Source organism: Methylobacterium sp. ME121 (assembly GCF_000974725.1).
Taxonomy (GTDB): Bacteria; Pseudomonadota; Alphaproteobacteria; order Rhizobiales; family Beijerinckiaceae; genus Methylobacterium; species Methylobacterium radiotolerans.
Genome location: NZ_BBUX01000014.1, coordinates 24,974 through 44,121 on the forward strand (window position 1 = coordinate 24,974; position 19,148 = coordinate 44,121).

18 protein-coding genes are annotated in these 19,148 nt (G+C 73.3%); 11 read left to right on the top strand and 7 right to left on the bottom strand.

What is annotated here, in order from left to right:
* The first annotated feature begins 69 nt into the window (after positions 1-69).
* Positions 70-507, top strand: a complete 438-nt coding sequence (locus ME121_RS11975) for an EamA family transporter (RefSeq protein WP_059408899.1) — start codon at positions 70-72, stop codon at positions 505-507.
* A 75-nt stretch (positions 508-582) separates the two neighbouring features.
* Positions 583-750 (top strand): hypothetical protein, encoded by a 168-nt coding sequence (locus ME121_RS33575; protein WP_012321407.1) that lies wholly within the window; start codon positions 583-585, stop codon positions 748-750.
* A 25-nt stretch (positions 751-775) separates the two neighbouring features.
* Here the strand turns inward: ME121_RS33575 and ME121_RS11980 are convergent, their stop codons facing one another.
* From ME121_RS11980 to ME121_RS11990, 3 genes are all read right to left on the bottom strand, one after another.
* Positions 776-1,456 carry a glutathione S-transferase family protein gene (locus ME121_RS11980; RefSeq protein WP_043074613.1) on the bottom strand — a complete coding sequence of 227 codons (681 nt, stop codon included), beginning with the start codon at positions 1,454-1,456 and terminating at the stop codon, positions 776-778.
* Between the two features lie 73 nt (positions 1,457-1,529).
* Complete coding sequence (locus ME121_RS11985; RefSeq protein ID WP_059408900.1) at positions 1,530-3,014, bottom strand: M48 family metalloprotease; 1,485 nt, start codon at positions 3,012-3,014, stop codon at positions 1,530-1,532.
* 5 nt (positions 3,015-3,019) lie between these two features.
* Complete coding sequence (locus ME121_RS11990; protein ID WP_089231049.1) at positions 3,020-3,844, bottom strand: thermonuclease family protein; 825 nt, start codon at positions 3,842-3,844, stop codon at positions 3,020-3,022.
* 595 nt (positions 3,845-4,439) lie between these two features.
* Between ME121_RS11990 and ME121_RS11995 the strand changes: the two genes are divergently transcribed.
* The 4 genes from ME121_RS11995 (at position 4,440) to ME121_RS12010 (ending at position 9,127) form a co-directional block, all read left to right on the top strand.
* Entirely contained in the window at positions 4,440-4,847 is a 408-nt protein-coding gene (locus tag ME121_RS11995) for a helix-turn-helix domain-containing protein (RefSeq protein ID WP_012321411.1), read from the top strand.
* A gap of 176 nt (positions 4,848-5,023) precedes the next feature.
* Complete coding sequence (gene metK / locus ME121_RS12000; protein ID WP_012321412.1) at positions 5,024-6,202, top strand: methionine adenosyltransferase; 1,179 nt, start codon at positions 5,024-5,026, stop codon at positions 6,200-6,202.
* A gap of 300 nt (positions 6,203-6,502) precedes the next feature.
* The gene (gene trmB / locus ME121_RS12005; RefSeq protein WP_024828763.1) at positions 6,503-7,240 is read left to right on the top strand and encodes a tRNA (guanine(46)-N(7))-methyltransferase TrmB; all 738 of its coding nucleotides are present in this window, start codon (positions 6,503-6,505) and stop codon (positions 7,238-7,240) included.
* Positions 7,241-7,411: 171 nt separating this feature from the next.
* A complete protein-coding gene (locus ME121_RS12010) occupies positions 7,412-9,127 on the top strand; it encodes an HWE histidine kinase domain-containing protein (RefSeq protein WP_059408902.1) in 1,716 nt (571 codons plus the stop codon).
* Between the two features lie 25 nt (positions 9,128-9,152).
* Here the strand turns inward: ME121_RS12010 and ME121_RS12015 are convergent, their stop codons facing one another.
* On the bottom strand, positions 9,153-10,001 hold the full coding sequence (locus ME121_RS12015; RefSeq protein WP_024828762.1) for a hypothetical protein: 849 nt from the start codon (positions 9,999-10,001) through the stop codon (positions 9,153-9,155).
* A gap of 309 nt (positions 10,002-10,310) precedes the next feature.
* Between ME121_RS12015 and ME121_RS12020 the strand changes: the two genes are divergently transcribed.
* The 4 genes from ME121_RS12020 to ME121_RS12035 all read left to right on the top strand — a co-directional run bounded on the left by ME121_RS12020 (position 10,311) and on the right by ME121_RS12035 (position 13,926).
* The gene (locus ME121_RS12020) at positions 10,311-10,910 is read left to right on the top strand and encodes a superoxide dismutase (RefSeq protein WP_012321416.1); all 600 of its coding nucleotides are present in this window, start codon (positions 10,311-10,313) and stop codon (positions 10,908-10,910) included.
* A gap of 200 nt (positions 10,911-11,110) precedes the next feature.
* Positions 11,111-12,637, top strand: a complete 1,527-nt coding sequence (gene murJ, locus ME121_RS12025) for a murein biosynthesis integral membrane protein MurJ (protein WP_012321417.1) — start codon at positions 11,111-11,113, stop codon at positions 12,635-12,637.
* A 71-nt stretch (positions 12,638-12,708) separates the two neighbouring features.
* Complete coding sequence (locus ME121_RS12030) at positions 12,709-13,386, top strand: haloacid dehalogenase type II (protein WP_053621375.1); 678 nt, start codon at positions 12,709-12,711, stop codon at positions 13,384-13,386.
* Between the two features lie 180 nt (positions 13,387-13,566).
* Positions 13,567-13,926: a hypothetical protein gene (locus ME121_RS12035; RefSeq protein WP_046154864.1), complete on the top strand. Its 360-nt coding sequence runs from the start codon at positions 13,567-13,569 to the stop codon at positions 13,924-13,926.
* 54 nt (positions 13,927-13,980) lie between these two features.
* Here the strand turns inward: ME121_RS12035 and ME121_RS12040 are convergent, their stop codons facing one another.
* The 3 genes from ME121_RS12040 to tlpA all read right to left on the bottom strand — a co-directional run bounded on the left by ME121_RS12040 (position 13,981) and on the right by tlpA (position 17,719).
* A complete protein-coding gene (locus tag ME121_RS12040; protein ID WP_029358702.1) occupies positions 13,981-15,738 on the bottom strand; it encodes a carbamoyltransferase family protein in 1,758 nt (585 codons plus the stop codon).
* A gap of 71 nt (positions 15,739-15,809) precedes the next feature.
* A complete protein-coding gene (gene nhaA, locus ME121_RS12045) occupies positions 15,810-17,012 on the bottom strand; it encodes a Na+/H+ antiporter NhaA (RefSeq protein WP_059408903.1) in 1,203 nt (400 codons plus the stop codon).
* A 65-nt stretch (positions 17,013-17,077) separates the two neighbouring features.
* A complete protein-coding gene (gene tlpA, locus ME121_RS12050) occupies positions 17,078-17,719 on the bottom strand; it encodes a thiol:disulfide interchange protein TlpA (protein ID WP_012321422.1) in 642 nt (213 codons plus the stop codon).
* Between the two features lie 42 nt (positions 17,720-17,761).
* On the opposite strand from tlpA, the gene argH reads away from it, so the two are divergent.
* Positions 17,762-19,141: an argininosuccinate lyase gene (argH, locus tag ME121_RS12055; RefSeq protein ID WP_012321423.1), complete on the top strand. Its 1,380-nt coding sequence runs from the start codon at positions 17,762-17,764 to the stop codon at positions 19,139-19,141.
* The last annotated feature ends 7 nt before the right edge of the window (positions 19,142-19,148 follow it).

Sequence of the window (19,148 nt, forward strand, 5' to 3'; positions counted from 1 at the left end):
CTGAATCGCTCCGCGCGCGAGGACGGTGATGCGCCCGCGCGCTGCCCTGAGAACCGACACGGGATCGCGGTGAGCCCCCTGCTGGAATCCTGGCGCTTCTGGGCGCTCGCCGCCGCCGGCTTCGCGGCGCTGACCGCGATCCTCGCCAAGGTCGGGGTCGCGGGCGTGCCGTCGGACGTCGCGACCTTCGTGCGCACCGCGGTCATCCTGGCCTTCGCGGGCGCGATCGTGGTCGTCTCCGGGCAGGCGGGCGGCCTCGCGCAGGTCACCGGCCGGAGCCTCGCCTTCCTCATCCTGTCGGGGCTCGCCACCGGGGCGTCGTGGCTCTGCTACTTCCGCGCCCTGTCGCTGGGCGACGCCGCCCGCGTCGCGCCGCTCGACAAGCTCAGCGTCGTGCTGGTGGCGATCCTCGGCGCCACCCTGCTCGGCGAGACCCTCAGCCTCGCCGCCTGGGCCGGGGTCGCGCTGATCGCGGCGGGCGCGGCCCTCGTCGCCTCCGGACTGTGAGATCATGCGCGCTGGCGCACCGATCCCTTAACGCGATGCGCGCATCCTGCGGTTGCCTCGCGAAAGGGGACCGTCATGGAATGGGTTTATCGCGGCTTCGAGACCTCGCTTCTCGGTCTCGCCCTCTGTCTCGGGCTCGGCGCCTGCCTGACACTCGGCACCGGGCTCGGCACCGGACATGCACCGGCCGGAACGCTCTCCGTCACCCTGCCGATGCTCACGGTGACCGCCCCCGCGCCCTGAGGCGCGGGACCGGTCCGCGGCGGTGTCAGGCGGCGCCCTGCACGGCGCGGAACATGAAGCTCCGCGCCTCGGCGTCCATCTCCGCCTTGAAGGCGTGGCGGCCCTTCAGCGCCTCGGCGGCCTGGGCGGCCGGCCGCGCGTTGAGCGCGTCGAGGTGGCGCTTGACGTTGGGCAGGTCCTCGAAGGCGCCCTCGCCGAGGATGAAGGGCACCATCCGGGCCCAGCCCCAGACCGCCATGTCGACGATCGTGTAGGTGTCGCCCAGCACGTAGGTGCGGTTGGCGAGGCGCTGGTCGAGGATGCCCCAGTGCCGGCGCGCCTCGAAGGTGTAGCGCTCGGTGGCGTAGGCACCCCCGTCCTGCGCGAAGTGGCGGAAATGCACGCACTGGCCGGAGAACGGCCCGATGCCGGTCGCCACGAACATCAGCCAGGACAGCATCTCGCCGCGGACGGGCTCGCCCTCCGGCAGGAACCGGCCGGTCTTGCCCGCCAGGTACATCAGGATCGCGTTCGAATCGAACACGGTCACGTCGCCGTCGACGATCGCCGGCACCTTCCCGTTCGGATTGACGGCCGTGTAGGCCGGATCGAACTGCTCGCCCTTGCGGGTATCGACCGGCACCGGCTCGTAGGGCAGCCCCATCTCCTCGAGGCAGAGGGCGACCTTCATGGGGTTGGGGCTGAGATTGTAGAAGAATCGAATCACCGCGCTCTCCCTGAACGACGCGGGCAGGATGTCCGGGCCCCGCGCCGGCACAAGGCGCGGGCGCGCAGGGCGGCTATTCCACGACGATCTTGTAGCCGCGTCCCGGCACCAGCGCGGCGCCCCGCTCCAGCCCGTTGAGGACGAGGAACCGGTCGAGCGACCGGTCGGGCACCGCCATGCGGCGGGCGAGGTCCTCGGCGCTGGGCGAGGCGGCCTGGACCACCTGCAGCCGCAGGGGGCGCAGGACCGCCTCGTCGGGCGCGACCGCGACCAGGGTCGCGGTCCAGCGGCGGAAGGCCGGGTCGGGGTCGGTGGCGCCCTTGGCGGCCATGATCATCCGGTAGGTCGAGTCCCCGATCCGGATGGCCGCGAGGCGGAAGGTCCACTCCTTCCCCCGCGACAGCGCGAAGGCCGCCGGGTGGCCGGCGACGTCCCGGGTCTCGAAGCCGGCCGGGTCGAAGGCGTCGTTCCAGCTCGCCTTGAGCACCGCCTCCAGGGGCTGGCCGTCCTTCGCCTCGATCTGATCGAACAGCAGGCGCCGGCCGCCGTCCTGGGTGGTGCCGAGCACTGCCGAGCGGGTGTTCTCCAGGGTGAAGCCCTCCGGCACCTCGAAGGCGATGCCGAGGCCGGGATGGATGAAGCGGTGCCCGCGCACCGCGCCGTCGCGCGGGTTGTCGCCGTAGGCGAGCCCGTCCACCGCCGCGAGGTAGGCGGCGCGGTCGTCGGTGCCGATGCCCGGCGCGCCGATGCGGCGGGCCGCCCGGGTGACCTGATTGATGCGCTCGGCCGTGCCCGGGTGGGTCGCCAGCATGTCGGGCGCGCCGGCGCTGCCGGACTTCAGCCCCGTCGAGCGGTTGAGCGCGGCGAGGAAGCGCCCGGCCGCGAACGGATCGTAGCCGGCCTTGGCGAGGGTGCGCACGCCGGTGGCGTCGGCCTCCAGCTCCTGCTCGCGGGAGAACCGGGCGAGCGCGAAGCGCGACTGGCTCTGCAGCTGCGCGCCGGTATCGGGGTCGTTCAGCACGTCGGCCACGACGCGGCTGACGAGCGCCGAGCGCAGCTCGAGCTCGCTGCGGGCGGTGGCGTGGTTGAGGGTCACGTGGGCCATCTCGTGCGCCAGCACGGCCGCCACCTCGGAGGTGTCGCTCGCCAGGGCCACGAGGCCGCGGGTGACGTAGAGCCGCCCGTTCGGCAGCGCGAAGGCGTTGACCACCGGCGAGTCGAGGAGCGTCACCGTGTAGGCCTGGTCGGGCCGGTCGCTCGCCTTCACGAGACGGTCGGTCACCTCGGTCAGCATCCGCGTGACGTTGGGGGCCCGGGCCTCGCCCCCGAAGGAGGCCACGAGCTTGAGGTGGTCGGCATCCGCGGCGCGCTCGCGGCCGGTGGTGCGCGGCGCCTCCGCGGGCACCCGCACCACGGCCGGCCGCACGGTCGCCTCGGTCTGGTCGGCGACGCAGGCGCCGAGCAGCAGGGCGAGGCCGCCCAGAGCCGCCGCGCCGAGGGAGCGCCGGCCCGCCGCGCGGGTCCGCCCCGCGATGATGTGCCCCGTGATCCCGCCCATCGCGATCAGCGCCGCAATCCCCGTTCCCCGTCCGAATCGGCCTCCGGCCGGTCCGTCTCCCCGAGCGTCTCGAGCCCGTCGAGGGCGACCTCCAGGGTCGGGCCGCGCCGGACCTCCAGGAGGCCGCGCACCCGCACGCGCCGGCCTTCGAGCGAGGCCGCACTCAAACCACGGGCGCGCATCATTCGCCAAGTGCGTTTCGATACCGTCACCGTGAGGCCGTCCGTGCCGCGGGCCGCGAAATCGAGATAGGTGCGCGCGCCGCGCTCGCCGACGTGGCGGATCCGGCCCTCCGCGACGACGAAGCGCCCGGCCCGCGCCCGGAGCGCCGGACCGTCCCGCGCCGCCGGGAGCGCGACGCTCCAGAGACCGAGTCCGCGCGCCCGGGCGGCCGCCTCCACGAGGCGCAGGCCGGGCCGGCAGAGCGAATCGGCCTCGTTCGCGTCCGCGTAGGCGAGCCCGGCCGCGATGAGGCCGCCCGCGAAGTCCGCGTCGTCCTCCGCGGCCAGGAGATCGGCCCGCACGCGATCCCACCGGTCGGGCTGCCCGCGGGGAACCACCGTGACGCGGGCGCCCCGCCGGGCCTCGAGCCAGGCCAGCGCCGCGGCTTCGGCCTCCGGCGCGTCCGGCCAGCGCAGCGAGTCCAACACCGCGCGGAGGCCCGAGACCAGGCGGATCTCGCCCCGGGGCCCGATCCCGGCCACGACCTCGTCGCGCGCCGGCCCGGTCGCGCAGTCGGACGGGCCGGCCCCCGGCGCGGCGCGTGCCGGACGAATCGGCACCGCGGCGAGCGACGCCGCCATCAGGGCCGCCAGCGAGGCTGCCAGCATGACCGCCGCGCTCCCGCGCATCGATTCCCCCGAGATCGCAGGCCCCGACACCGCGCCTCTCCACCGGGCGCGGTTGGCCTCGGCCGGCGAGAATGCTATGGAGCGCGCGGTCGTCTCCGTAGCTCAGCTGGACAGAGCACAGGTTTCCTAGAAGCTTCAATTGGGCGTCGCGCCGGGAAACCGCGCGGCGGATCCGCTCAAAGTCGGGGAAAGCTTCCGGCATCGACGCGCCGCCGTCCGATGCTCTGCCGATCCCGAGCCAAGCCCGCGCGGCGCCCCGGCGTTCTGCGGGAAGGTGTAGAGACTAGACGGGCGGCACCTAACGGTCGGATGCAATCCGGCCCACGGTGAAGGGATAGTCCAGGCCACGAACGCGGACCTTCGGGACGCGGCGGCGAAAGCCGAAGTGGTATGAAACCTGGGGTCGCAGGTTCGAGCCCTGCCGGGGACACCAAGTTGTCTCATCTCGCAGATCTCGCGGTTGCAGAGCCGTGAGCAAATCGTCCACCACGTCGGGCGCCTGCCGGTGACAAGTACCGAGGGCCGCGCTAAGCTTTGCCGCCAGGATTCATGGCGGGGGGTGGACGAGCACTTCATGGCGGGCCAGAAGACCGATCAGCGCGACGTCTATGTCGGGCAACGCATCGCCGAGCAGCGCCGGAAGGCATCGCTCACACAGCGCCGCGTCGCGCAGAGCTTCGGTATGTCTGCAGCTCAGCTCCAGAAATACGAGAAGGGTACCAACCGGATCAGCGCCGTCCATCTCGATATCTTCTCGCGGATGACCGGCGTGCCGATGGATTACTTCTTCAAAGGAATGCCCCGGAACGATGACTTCATCGCGCCGGGCTTCAGCGAGCGCGAGCAGTCCACCCTGTCGGAAGCCGGGTTGAAGGGGTTGGCGGAAGTCGTGGGCCGCCACATCACCGAGAACTTCTCCGAGGAGGCGCGCCGCGACGTGGCCGACGCGATCCGGGCGCTCGAGAGCAAGCTCGGCGGCTGAGCCGGCGGCGATCCCCGCGGGCCGGTTCGATCGTTCTTCCGGTCGCTTCGTCCGTTATAGCGGATCCGTTCGTTCCTCCATCTTGACCGCCTCCCGGTCGGGTGCGAGAACCCCGGCCCCATGAAGGGTCAAACGCCGCGATCGCGACGGCGTACCTCTGCAGCCGAGGCCGTCCGATGCCGCGTTCCAACTACCTGTTCACCAGCGAGTCCGTGTCCGAGGGACACCCCGACAAGGTCTGCGACAGGATCTCGGACACCGTGGTCGACGCCTACCTCGCGGCGATGCCGGAGGCGCGGCTCGGCGTCGAGACGCTCGCCACGACCAACCGCATCGTCATCGCCGGCGAGGTGCGCGGACCCGATTCGGTGACCTTCAAGGACCTCGAGGCCCTGACCCGCGAGGCCGTGAAGGACATCGGCTACGAGCAGTCGGGCTTCCACTGGAAGAACAACGACGTCGCGATCCACCTGCACGCCCAGTCGGCCGACATCGCCCAGGGCGTGGACGCGGCCGGCAACAAGGACGAGGGCGCGGGCGACCAGGGCATCATGTTCGGCTACGCCGCCGACGAGACGCCCGAGCTGATGCCGGCGCCGATCTTCTACGCCCACAAGATCCTCAAGGACCTCGCCGACGCCCGCAAGGCGAGGCAGGGCGACGCCGCCAAGCTCGGCCCCGACGCCAAGAGCCAGGTCACGGTCCGCTACGAGAACGGCCGCCCGGTCGAGGTCACCCAGATCGTCCTGTCGACCCAGCACCTCGACGAGTCCCTCGACTCCGCGGACGTGCGCGCCATCGTCGAGCCCTACATCCTGAAGGCGCTGCCGCAGGGCTGGGTCAACGAGGGCACGGTCTGGCACGTGAACCCGACCGGCAAGTTCGTGATCGGCGGCCCGGACGGCGATGCCGGCCTCACCGGCCGCAAGATCATCGTCGACACCTACGGCGGCGCGGCCCCGCACGGCGGCGGCGCGTTCTCCGGCAAGGACCCGACGAAGGTCGACCGCTCGGCGGCCTACGCGGCGCGCTACCTCGCCAAGAACGTGGTGGCCGCGGGCCTCGCCAGCCGCGCCACGATCCAGCTCGCCTACGCGATCGGCGTCTCGAAGCCGCTCTCGATCTACGTGGACCTGCACGGCACCGGCACGGTCGACGAGGCCAAGCTCGAGGCCGTGCTGATGGACGCCATGGACCTGTCGCCCCGCGGCATCCGTACGGCGCTCAGCCTGAACAAGCCGATCTACGCGCGCACCTCGGCCTACGGCCATTTCGGCCGCGCCCCCGAGGCCGACGGCGGCTTCTCGTGGGAGCGCACCGACCTCGCCGGCAAGCTGAAGTCGGCGCTGGCCTGAGGGCGGCCTCCGCGCGGCCCCGGGCCGAGGCGCGGGCCGGAGATCGGCGGCGCGCCGGGGCGACGTGAACGCGGGGCGGGCGGTGCGCTGAGCGCCGCCCGGTTCCGTTCCGGAAACCAGCGGCGCCCGCGATCCGGCATCCGGCGCTGGGCGCCGCGGCGCGTCCGACGCGATGGCGCCCGCGCGCGGGTGCCGCGCGTGCGCATCAGGTCGTGGCACGTCGGGCGCGGCGTCCCGCCGACGCTCCGCGTGGCCCGCCGGGACGCGGGCCGCGTCGCATCTCCGAGGTAGACTGAGCCGGTGGACACCGACACCCCTGGACGCCCCGAGCACCCGGCCGAGGAGCCGGAGCGCGCCTTCTTCGGGCGGCGCAAGGGCAAGCGCCTGCGCGGCCAGCAGGAGCGCCGGCTCGCCGAATTGCTGCCGGCCCTGCGGGTCGACCTGCCGCCGGGCGAGGCGATCCTCGATCCGCGCGCGCTGTTCCCGGCCATGCCGGCGCCGCCCGAGGCGCTCTGGCTGGAGATCGGCTTCGGCGGCGGCGAGCACCTCGCCGCCCAGGCGGCCGCGCGGCCGGATATCGGCATCATCGGTGCCGAGCCCTTCGTCAACGGCGTGGTCAAGCTGCTGGCGGCCGTCGAGGCGCAGGGGCTGCGCAACGTCCGCATCCGCGACGAGGACGTGACCGCCCTGCTGGCGCGCCTGCCGGATGCCTGCCTCGACCGGGTCTACCTGCTCTATCCCGATCCCTGGCCCAAGCGGCGGCAGCGCAAGCGCCGGTTCGTCTCCGACGCCTCCCTCGCCGAGATCGGCCGGGTCCTGAAGGACGGGGGCCTGTTCCGCTTCGCCAGCGACATCGACGACTATGCCGGCTGGACGCTGGTCCGGGCCGCGCGGTGCCCGGTCCTCGCCTGGACGGCGCGGGACGCGCGGGACTGGACGCGGCCTTTCCCGGGCTGGCCCGGCACGCGCTACGAGGCCAAGGCGCTGGAAGCGGGCCGCCGGCCCACCTACCTGGAATTCGTCCGCCGCCCCCGGTGACGGCCCGCGCGGGCGGGTCGCGCGGGTGCCCGGTCGCCGCAGGCGGAGCGGAACGCCTTGCCACGGTCACGCTCGGGCGCCATCCTCAGGGCCCGCCGCGGTCCCGGATCGTGGCGGGAGGGGGCCATCTCCGGCGGGAGCGTGCCACGGCACGTTCGAGGATTCTTCCGAGTGAATGAGAGGGTGGGGCAGGACCCAGCGGCGGAGGACCCGTTTCGCGCCGGCTTCGACGAGGCCGCGATCGGCCTCGCCGTGCTGTCGGCGGACGGGGCGGGGATCGTCGCCGCCAACCGCGCCCTGCACGATCTCGTCGGCTGGCCGCCGGGCACGCTGTCCGGGCGCGCGGCCGCCGAACTCCTGAACGAGGGGCCCGACGGCCTCCGGGACGGTCTCCAGGTCTGGCGCCGGGCGGACGGGGCACCCCTCGACGTGCGGGTCCGGCGCGCGGGCCGGACCCTGGTGGTCGAGGCGGTCGACGTGGACGCGGCGGCCCATTCCGAGGCGAACCGCGAGGCCCTGGCGGCCGCCGGGCTCGGGGAATGGCGCTGGGACCGCGCGACCGGCCTCCTCACCCTGTCGCGCCGCGCCGCCCGCATCCTCGGGCGGCCGCCGGGCCGGTCCGTCTCGTGGGAGGAATTGAAGACGGGCCTGTCGCAGGCGGAACTCGCGCGCCTGCGCGCGCTGATCGCCGAGGCGGACGGGACCGACGAGCCCTATCAGTTCGACACGGCCACCACGGTGGCCGGGCGGACCGTGATCCTGCGGGTCCGGGGGCAGGCCGTGCCGGGCCCCGACGGCACGCCGGCCGGTATGGTCGGCATCCTCCAGGACATCACCACGCGGGTCGAGGCCCGGGACGAGATCCTGTCCCGCGACCAGCGCCTGCGGGTCGCCACCACGGTCGCCCGGCTCGGCATCTTCGAGTGGCACATGCTCGAGGACCAGGCGATCTGGGAGAACGAGCACATGTACGAGATCTTCGGGCACGCGCCCGAGGACGGCACGATCGGCAAGAACGAGTTCCTCAACGACATCCTCCACCCCGACGACCGCCCCGCCGTCCGCCGGGCGATCTCCCAGGCGCTGCGGGAGGACGGGGATCTGCACATCAGCGGCCGGATCCGCCGCAAGTCCGACGGCGTGTGGCGCACGATCGACATGGCCGGCCGGTTCGAGCGCGACGCCCCCGGCCGCCTGCCCCGCCGCCTGATCGGCGTCGTCGCGGACGTGACCGACCGCCGGGTCGCGGAGGAGCGCCAGAGCCTGCTGATCCGCGAGCTCCACCACCGGGTGAAGAACACGCTGGCCACGGTCCAGGCCATCGTGGGCTCCACCGCGCGGACGGCGTCGAGCATCGAGAGCTTCTACGAGGCGTTCGTCGGGCGCATCAAATCCCTGGCGCACACGCACTCGGTCCTCACCGAGGACACGTGGCAGACGGCGTCGCTGGCCAACCTCCTGCGCAACGAGCTGAAGCCCTACGCGGAGGTGGTGCCGGACGGCGGCGCCGAGGGCCGCATCAGCCTCGACGGGCCGGCGATCGACCTGCCGTCCGAGATCGCGGTGCCGATCGGCATGGCGATCCACGAACTCACCACCAACGCGGCGAAGTACGGGGCCCTGTCGAACCGCACCGGCCGGGTGGCGGTGGAATGGTCCCTGGAGCCCGGGGGGCCGGCCGGGATCCTGCGGTTCTCATGGCGCGAGACCGGCGGCCCTCCGGTCGCGCCGCCGAGCCGCCAGGGCTTCGGCTCGCGCCTGCTGCAGCGCGTCCTGATCACCCAGGTCCAGGCCGAGGTGACCACCGACTACGCCCCCGGGGGCTTCTCCCTGACTATGCGGGCCCCGATCCCGCCGCGCAACGACAGCCTCAACCCCCTGGTGTGAGGCCGCGGCCGCCCTCAGGGCGGGTTCAGGCCGCGCCGCGGGTCCCGGACTCGCCGCCGCCGTCCACGAAGGCCTTCAGCTCGTCGAGGGACGCGAAGGTGAAGCGGCCCTGCGGCGTCTCTGCCTCGATCGAGCCGTCCTCGAACATCACGTAGGTGTTGCCGCCCGAGGCGTAGCGCCCCACCACGGTGCGCGGGGCGGCCTGCGGGGCCGGCTCGGGCTCGGGGGGCGTGTCGAGGCTCGGGCGCAGGGCCGGCGGCTCCTCCGCGGCGGCCTTCCCGGGCTCCTCCAGCGGGGGCGGAGGCGGCTCGGGGGCGGCGAACAGGTCGTCCTCGGGCGTGATCGCGCGCTCGGTCGGCGCGTCCGGCTCGGGCCGGCGATCCGCCTCCGGAACGCGGACGGGCGGGGCTACGGGCGCCGGCTCGGCCGGGGCCGGCTTCGGGGACTCGACCGCGCCGAGTTCCGGGAAGGGGGCGCGGGCCTCGTCCGGGCGGAGTTCCAGGCTCGGCTCGATCCGGGGCCGCTCGGGATCGAAGGACGGCTCGACCACCGAGGGCACGATGAAGGCGGGCGCCGCCGGCAGGACCGGCGGCAGCCGGGTCCGGGCCTCGTCGACGGGGGCCGGGGCCGGCGCCGCGGCGGGGACCGGCCGCTCGCCGGCCGCCGGGGCGCGCCCGAACGCCCGCTCCACCCGCCGGAAACCGAGCGCCACGACGCCGAGGCCGAGCAGCACCGCGCCCGACGAGGCCGCGACCGAGCCCGCGATCACCATCGCGAGTCCGCTCTCCAGACGCACGTACGGGAAGCCCTGGATCACGGCGGCGCAGCCCCCGATGATCATGGCGGCGGCGAGCGCGAACAGCGCAGCGATCATGTTACTCTCTGACACGGGCCGGCTGACGGCCGGCGCTCAAGGCGTGCCGCACAGTAAGGCCTAGCCGTCATATTGCAAAACTCGGGGCCGAGATGTTCGGGAAACCGGAATAGTCCGGATCTGCGCCGGCTATGCCCGGACCGGCCGACCCGCGGATCCGCGCCCGGATCAGCGGGGCGGCGGAACTTCCCGCGCCGCCGTGGCGGAACGGCGTTGCCGTCCCGCGGCCACCGACTTACCTAGCGGGCTCTCGACTCGGGAGCCCCCGCCGGGGACGAGGCCGCCCCCTGCTAAGCGGAGATAGACGCGATGACCTTCACCCTGCCGGAACTGCCCTACGCCTACGACGCGCTGGGGCCGTACATGTCGAAGGAGACCCTCGAGTTCCACCACGACAAGCACCACAAGGCCTATGTCGACACGGGCAACAAGCTGCTTGAGGGCACGGATCTCCAGGGCAAGAGCGTCGAGGAGATCGTCAAGGCCGCCTACAACACGAATCAGCCGCTCTTCAACAACGCCGGCCAGCACTACAACCACATCCACTTCTGGCAGTGGATGAAGCCGAACGGCGGCGGCGCGATCCCCGGCGCCCTCGCCAAGAAGATCGACGAGGATCTCGGCGGCGCCGAGAAGTTCAAGGCGGACTTCATCCAGGCGGGCGTCGGCCAGTTCGGCTCGGGCTGGGCGTGGCTCGCCGTCAAGGACGGCAAGCTCGCGATCATGAAGACCCCGAACGGCGAGAACCCGCTGGTCCACGGCGCTCAGCCGATCCTCGGCGTCGACGTGTGGGAGCACTCCTACTACATCGACTACCGGAACCGCCGGCCCGACTACCTGAAGGCGTTCATCGAGAACCTCGTGAACTGGGAGCACGTGGAGAAGATGTACGCCGAGGCGACCCGCTGAGGCGTATCGCCGGTGCCGCGGTCCCTGTGTCCGCGGCACCCTTGAGGTGGCGCACGAAACCGGCTCTTGATGCGCCCGACGCCGGATGACCCGGTGCGGAAGGGTCCGGCCATTTCCTTTCGATCGACACGCGCGACGCTTCGACCGTGCTCCCGCCCGCCCCCGCCGAGGGGCGAGGGGCTGGGCGAGCGCCCCGCCCGATGATCCGCTCCATCCTGTCCGTCGGCGGCTGGACCCTGGTCTCGCGCGTCACCGGCTTCGCCCGCGACGTGGTGATGGCCGCCGTCATGGGCGCCGGGCCCCTGGCCGACGCCTTCGTGGTCGCCTTCCGGCTCCCGAACCATTTCCGCGCGATCTTCGGCGAGGGCGCGTTCAACACCGCCTTCGTGCCGGCCTATGCCGGGCTCGCGGAGGCCGGCGAGCCCGGGGCGGCGCACCGCTTCGCCGACCGGGTCTTCACCCTGATGCTGATCGTGCAGCTCGTGCTGCTCAACCTCGCCCTGCCGGCCATGCCCTGGGTGGTCCACGCCCTGGCGCCGGGCTTCGCGGAGGATGGCGAGCGCTTCCAGCTCGCCGTGGCGCTGACCCGCATCACCTTCCCGTACCTGCTGTTCATGACGCTGGTGACGCTGCTGTCGGGCATCCTGAACGCCCACCGGCACTTCGCCGTGGCGGCGGGCGCCCCGGTCCTGCTCAACCTCGCCATGCTGGCGGCCTTGAGCGTGAGTTTCCTGTTCCCGAACGCGGCCTACGCCGCCGCCTGGGGCGTCGCGGTCTCGGGCGTGCTCCAGTTCGGCCTGCTGTGGTGGGGCTGCCGCCGGGTCCGCGTGATGCCGGACCTCGCGGTGCCGCGCCTCGATCCCGCGCTCAAGCGCTTCTTCGTCGTGCTCGGGCCGGCGGTGGTCGGCTCGGCCGGCTTCCAGATCGCGGCCTTCGCCGACACGATCATCGCGAGCTGGCTGCCGACCGGGGCGGTCTCGGCGCTCTACTACGCCGACCGGCTCTACCAGCTGCCCTTCGGGGTCATCGCCATCGCGGCCGGCACGGTGCTGCTGCCGGAGATGAGCCGCCGGATCGCGGCCGGCGACGTGGCGGGCGCCCACGCGGCGCAGAACCGGGCCGCGGGCTTCTCCCTGGCCCTCTCGGCGCCGTTCACCGTCGCGTTCCTGACCATCCCGGGCCTGATCATGGCGGCGCTGTTCCAGCGCGGCGCCTTCAGCGCCGAGGACACGGCGCGGGCGGCCTCGGTGCTGGCGGCCTACGGCTTCGCCCTGCCGGCGGTCGTGCTGGTGCGCAGCGCCGTGGCGAGCTTCTACGCCCGCCAGGACACCAAGACGCCGCTCTGGGCCTCGCTGACCGCGATCGGCGTCAACGTCGCCCTGAAGCTGTGGCTCACCGGCCCCTACGGCGTGACCGGCCTCGCGCTCGCCACCGCGGTCGCCCAATGGGTGAACCTGCTGCTGCTGCTCGTCCTGGCCAAGCGCCGGGACTGGACGGCGCCGGGGCGCGCGCTCGGCCTCACCGTCGCCGGGGTGGCGCTGGCCTGCCTCGGGCTGGCGGCGGTCGCCGTCTACGGCCAGGGGCTCGTCCAGGCGCTGGTGCCGGCCCTCCCGCACGGGCGCGACCTCGTCGTCCTGGCGGTGCTGGGACTCGCCGGTGCCCTGGTCTACGGCGGCCTGCTGGCGGGCCTGCTGCACCTGTTCGGCCTGCGCCTGCGCCGGGCCTGAATGACCCGGCCGGACTCGCCGCCGCGCGGGTCCGGCCCCAGATCGGGCGAGAGCACCCAGTGAGGAACGCCATGACCGACGCAGCAAAACCCCTCGCGGGCGTGAAGGCCGCGGTGTTCGACGCCTACGGCACGCTGTTCGACGTGAATGCCGCGGTCCAGCGCTACGCCGAGGCGGTGGGGCCGGACGCCGCCCACCTCTCCGAGGTCTGGCGCAACAAGCAGCTCGAGTACAGCTGGACCCTGTCGCTGATGGGCCAGTACGCCGCCTTCTGGGACCTCACCGTGCGGGCCCTCGACTATGCCCTGGCGATCCACCCGAACGTCGATCCCGGCCTGCGCGAGCGGCTCCTCGACGCCTACCGCGACCTCGAGGCCTACCCGGAGGTCCCGGGCGTGCTGGCGGCCCTGCGCAAGCGCGGCATCCGCACCGCCGTCCTCACCAACGGCAACGCCGCCATGGTCGACCGGGCGGTCGCCTCGGCCGGGCTCGCCGACCACCTCGACGCGGTCCTCTCGGTGGACGACGCGCAGGTGTTCAAGACCCATCCCGACGCCTACCGGATCGCCCTGACCCGGCTGGCGGTGGGGCAGGGCGACGTGCTGTTCTGCTCGTCGAACCGCTGGGACGTGGCGGGGGCAGGGGCCTTCGGCTTCCGGACCGCCTGGGTCAACCGCAAGGGGCTGCCCGACGAGTATGCCGACCTCGCGCCGACGGTCGTGGTCGAGTCCCTCGACGGGCTGCTCTGACGGGCTGTCCGCTGAGCGTCCCCGATCCGAGACGCGGCCGGCGTCGGGACGTCGCCACGGCAGCGTCCCGCCTCAGGCTGGAGCGACCGCGGGCCGCCTTATCCGGCACACAATTCAATTGGCCCACTTCGCGGATTCTTAATCCTCCCGGTGTTGGATCATCCTCAACACGAACGGGAGATGTTTCGCGTGTCCTTGAACGGTTCCTTCACGACGATCCGCGCTGGGGCCGCAGCCCTCGCGGCGACCCTGGTGCTCGGGGCGGTCGCCCCGGCCGCCGCCCGCGACCAGACCGGTGCCATCGTCGGCGGCCTCGCGGCCGGCGTCGTCGGCGGCATGGTCGGCAGCGCCCTCGTCAACGGCGCGAACCCGCCGCCCCCGCCGCCGCCGCCGGAGTATCGCCCGCGCCGCGTCGTGGTCGAGGAGCCCGAGACGATCGTGGTGCGCGAGCGCCGCGGCCCGATCTGCCACTACGAGCGCCGCAAGGAGTGGCTCGGCGACGGCGAGTTCACCTACCGCCGCGTCGAGGTCTGCGAGTAAGTCGCTACCGCGGGTATCGAATCGGCGCCGCGTCCCCCGGGGGCGCGGCGCGTCTCATTTCACGACCAGCCAATCCTCGACCACGAGGGCGTCGAGGCCGGTGGTGTAGAACATCAGGATCGCGTCCTCCGCGCCGTGGAGGATCGGCTTGCCCATCACGTTGAAGCTCGTGTTGAGCAGGATCGGCACGCCGGTGATCTCCGCGAAGGCGCCGATCAGGGCCGCGTAGGCCGGATTCCGCTCCGCCGTGACGCTCTGGAGCCGGCCGGTGCCGTCCGCGTGGACCACCGCCGGGACGCGGCCGCGGACCGCCGCGCGCCAGACCAGGGTGCGCTCCATGTAGGGGCTGTCGGCGTAATCCTCGAACCAGTCCGGCCCGGCCTCCGCCAGGATCGACGGCGCGAACGGCCGGAACGCCTCCCGGTACTTCACCTTGGCGTTGAGCGCGTCCTTGGCGCCCTCCGGCCGCGGATCGGCCAGGATCGACCGGTTGCCGAGCGCCCGGGGCCCGAACTCCGCGCGGCCCTGCACCCAGCCGACGAGGCCGCCCTCGGCCAGGATCCGCGCCGCCGCGCGCGTCGCCTCCGCGTGGCCGACGCGCTTGGCCCGCGGCTCCTGCTCGGCGAGCCGCTCCATCGCGCCGGTCGGGACCCGGGAGCCCAGATAGGGGGAGAGCGGGCGCTGCGCCGGCGGCGGCCCGGCCCAGTCCGGATGGTCCTCCGCGTAGGCGAGCCACGCCGCGCCGACCGCGTTGCCGTCGTCCGCCGGGGCCGAGGGCACGTGCAGCCGGGTGAAGCCGGACCGGCCGAGCACCCGGCCGTTGTAGGAGGAGTTGAGCCCGCAGCCGCCCGCGATCACGAGGTTCTCGGACGGCGCCAGCGCGCGGGCCTCCGCCACCAGCGCGTCCATCAGCGTCGCGAACAGGTCCTGGCCGCAGCGGGCGAGGTCGGCCCACCCCGCCTCCAGGGCATCCGCGGGGCGGCGGGCGCGGATCTCCGCGGCGACCGCCCGGATCGTCTCCGCGTCGGCGTAGCGCAGGCGGTGGCCCTCGACCGTGCAGAGCCGGCCGAGCAGGGCGGCGAGGTCCGGGTCGGGACGGCCGTAGGGGGCGAGCCCCATGATCTTCCACTCCTCGCCCTTCACCTGGTCGAAGCCGGCGAGGTCGGTGATCAGCCCGTACAGGAAGCCCAGCGAGCCGCGCCCGCGGTGACGGCGCAGCTCCGTGATCCGGCCGCCCTCCAGGCGGTAGATCGCGGCCGCGCCGGTCTCGCCCATGCCGTCGACCACCAGGGCGGTGGCCGTCTCGAACGGGCTGCCCCACAGGCCGTAGGCGGCGTGGCACAGGTGGTGCGGGTAGCGCCGCTGCCCGGCGACGGTCGCCCGGGGCGCCGCGCCGGCGATCCGCGCCTCCTGGTTCAGGGCCAGCAGGGTGCCGTGGCCGGCCCGCTCCTGCGCGCCGTGGAGGTCGGCGATGAACACCCGCTCGGCCTGCTCGGGCACGTAGGAGCGGTTGAGCGCCGTGGTGTGGGCCGAGAGCGCCATGAGGTCGAAGGCCCCGGCGCCGGCCTGGCCTCGCAGGAAGTCGGTGAATTGCGGGCCCCAGGTGGAGGCGACGACGAGCTCGGAGCCCGGCGGGACGTGCGCCTTCAGCAACGCCGCCATCACGGCCGGGGGGTCCGGCTCGCAGTTCGGCGCGCGCTTGTACTGCAGGGCGCGCTCCGCCGCCTCGGCGAAGAGCAGGGTGCCGTCGGGCCCGACCAGGGCGACGGCCGGGTCGTGGAAGGTGGTGGCGAGGCCGAGATAGAAGCGCATGTCGACGCGGCCTAGCGCATTTTCGCGCCGGACGGAGCCCGGCACGTGTGAGAGGTGCCGACAGCCGCCCGCTAGTGCGGGGTGGCGCGGCGCTTCGTGACGAGAAGGATCGCCGCGCCGGCGAGTCCCGACAGGGCCGAGCCCGCGAGCACGCCGAGCTTCACGGCGGTCTCGTGCTGCGGGTCCGGGAAGGCGAGGCCGCCGATGAACAGGCTCATGGTGAAGCCGATGCCGCACAGCACCGCGACCCCGTAGACCTGGCCCCAGCCGGCCCCGGCCGGGCGCTTGGCCCATCCCAGCGCCACCGCCAGCCGCAGGCTCGCGAACACGCCGGCCTGCTTGCCCAGGAACAGGCCCGCCGCGATGCCGAGCGTCACCGGCTGGAGCAGGGCCTCGGGGGTGAGGCCGGAGAGGTCCACGCCCGCATTGGCGAAGCCGAAGACCGGCACCACCCCGTAGGTGATCCAGGGCGCGAGGGCGTGCTCCAGCCGGTGCAGGGGCGAGTGCGCGTCCTCCGGCCGGCCCGGGCTGACCCGGATCGGGACGGTGAGCGCGAGCAGCACGCCCGCGATCGTCGCGTGGATTCCGGAGCGCAGCACGAGGACCCAGAGCACGAGGCCGAGGAGCCCGTAGGCCGGAAGCCACCCGATCCCCGCCCGGTTGAGGCCGTAGAGGCCGGCCAGCACCAGGGCGGCGAGCCCCAGCGCGGCGAGGTCGAGGCCGGAGCTGTAGAACAGCGCGATCACCACGACGGCGCCGAGGTCGTCGACGATGGCGACCGCGCTGAGGAAGATCTTGAGGGAGACCGGCACCCGCGACCCGAGGAGCGCCAGGACACCCAGCGCGAAGGCGATGTCGGTGGCCGCGGGAATAGCCCAGCCCCGCAGGGTGCCGGCGCCGAGGTTGGCGAGCGCGTAGAACGCGGCCGGAACCGCCATGCCGCCGAGCGCCGCGAAGCCGGGCAGGACCCGGTCGGGCCAGGTGCGCAGCCGCCCGTCCAGCGCCTCGCGCTTGATCTCCAGCCCGACCAGCAGGAAGAAGCCGGCCATCAGGCCGTCGTTGATCCAGTGCTGGACGCTCAACGGGCCGAGTTCGGCGTGGAGGGCGTGCGCGTAGGTCCCGGCCAGCGGGCCGTTGGCGACCACCAGCGCCAGGGCCGCCGCCGCCATCAGGATCAGCCCGCCCGCCGCCTCGCCGGCGAGCAGCGTGCGGATGATCGAGAGGGGGCGCGGGCCGCGCCGCGGCGGGGGGCTGTGGGGGGTGGGCGACGTCATCGCGGCAGGCCTTGCCGCGCATCGCGGGGACGCGCAAGGGACCGGCCGAAGTCCCGCTCGAAGCCCTACGACGTCCGTCCCAGGGCCGCGCGGATCAGCGCCAGCCCGTCCGGGCTCGACCACGCGGCCGGCCCCTTCATCACCCCGATCGTGCAGCCCTGCGCGTCGACCAGCATCGTGGTCGGCAGGCCGGGCGACTGCGTGTCGCGCTGGAGGATCGGCAGCACGCGGCCGCCGGGATCGGCGTAGTAGGCGAGGTCGTGGATGCCCGCCTGCTTCAGCCATTCCGGCGGCTTCTCGAGGTTGCGCGTGTCGACGTTGATGGCGACGACCTGGAAGTCGGGTCCGCCGAGCTGCGCCTGGAGCCGGTCGAGGGCGGGCATCTCGGCCTTGCAGGGCGCGCACCACGTCGCCCAGAGATTGACGAGGAGCAGCCGGCCCTTGAGGTCGGCGAGGCCGGTCTCGGCGCCGTCCGGGCCCTTGAACCGGATTTCGGGGGCGGGCCGGGCCTGGGGCAGCGCCTGCATGGCGGCGACCTCGCCCTTGGACGCCGCATCGACCCGGGCCAAAGCCGGCTTGGCGGCGGCGCAGGGCTGGAGGGCGCCGCCCGTGTTGCCGGGCAGGAGACCGCTCCCGTATAGGGCGAGCCCGAGGACGGCGAGCGCGGCGACGCCCGCGCCGGCCAGGATGGGTGTGCGGCCGGGCATCAGCTTTGCCTGCCGGGGCGTTCAGGGCGCGGAAGGATCGACATGAGCAACCGGATGTGGGGCGGCCGCTTCGCGAGCGGCCCGGCGGAGATCATGGAGGAGATCAACGCCTCCATCGGATTCGACAAGCGCCTCGCGCCCCAGGACATCCGCGGCTCGCTGGCGCATGTGGCGATGCTGGGCAAAGCCGGCATCCTGCCGGCGGAGGATGTGGCCGCAATCGAGGCCGGGCTCAAGTCCGTGCGCGACGAGATCGAGGCCGGGACCTTCGCGTTCAAGCGCGAGCTCGAGGACATTCACATGTCGGTGGAGAGCCGGCTGACCGAGATCGTCGGCCCGGCCGCCGGCCGCCTGCACACGGCGCGCTCGCGCAACGACCAGGTCGCCACCGACATGAAGCTCTGGGTGCGCGACACCCTCGATTCCCTCGACCAGCAGGCCGCCGACCTGCAGCGGGCACTCGCCGACAAGGCGCTGAAGCATGCCGACACGGTGATGCCGGGCTTCACCCATCTGCAATCGGCCCAGCCGGTGACCTTCGGCCACCATTGCCTCGCCTATGTCGAGATGCTGGCCCGCGACCGCGGCCGGTTCCGCGACGCCCGGGCGCGGCTCAACGAATCGCCGCTCGGCGCCGCGGCGCTGGCCGGCACCTCCTTCCCGATCGACCGGCACGCCACCGCAGCGGCCCTCGGCTTCGACCGGCCGACCGCCAACTCGCTCGATTCGGTCGCCGACCGCGACTTCGCCCTGGAGGCGCTGGCGGCGGCCTCGATCTGCGCCGTGCACCTGTCGCGCTTCGCCGAGGAGCTGGTGGTCTGGACCTCGGCCCAGTTCAACTTCGTGCGGCTGTCCGACGGGTTCACCACCGGCTCGTCGATCATGCCGCAGAAGCGCAATCCCGACGCCGCCGAGCTGGTGCGGGCCAAGAGCGGCCGGATCATCGGCGCGCTCACCGGCCTGCTCATCGTCATGAAGGGCCTGCCGCTCGCCTATTCGAAGGACATGCAGGAGGACAAGGAGGGCACGTTCGACGCCCTCCAGGCCCTGTCCCTGTGCCTCGCCGCCATGACCGGCATGGTGAAGGACCTCGAGCCCAACGCCGAGGTGCTCGCCCGGGCCGCCGGCTCCGGCTACGCCACCGCCACCGACCTCGCCGACTGGCTGGTGCGCGAGCTCGGCCTGCCGTTCCGGCAGGCGCACCACGTCACCGGTCGCCTCGTCGGCGTCGCCTCGGCCAAGGGGGTCGGGCTCGAGGCGCTGTCGCTGCCCGAGATGCAGGAGGCGGAGCCGCGGATCACCGAGGCGGTCTACGCGGTGCTGGGGGTCGAGAACTCGGTGGCGAGCCGCACCAGCTACGGCGGCACCGCGCCCGACAACGTCCGGCGCCAGGCGCAGGCCTGGATCGAGCGGCTGGGCTGAGCCGCGC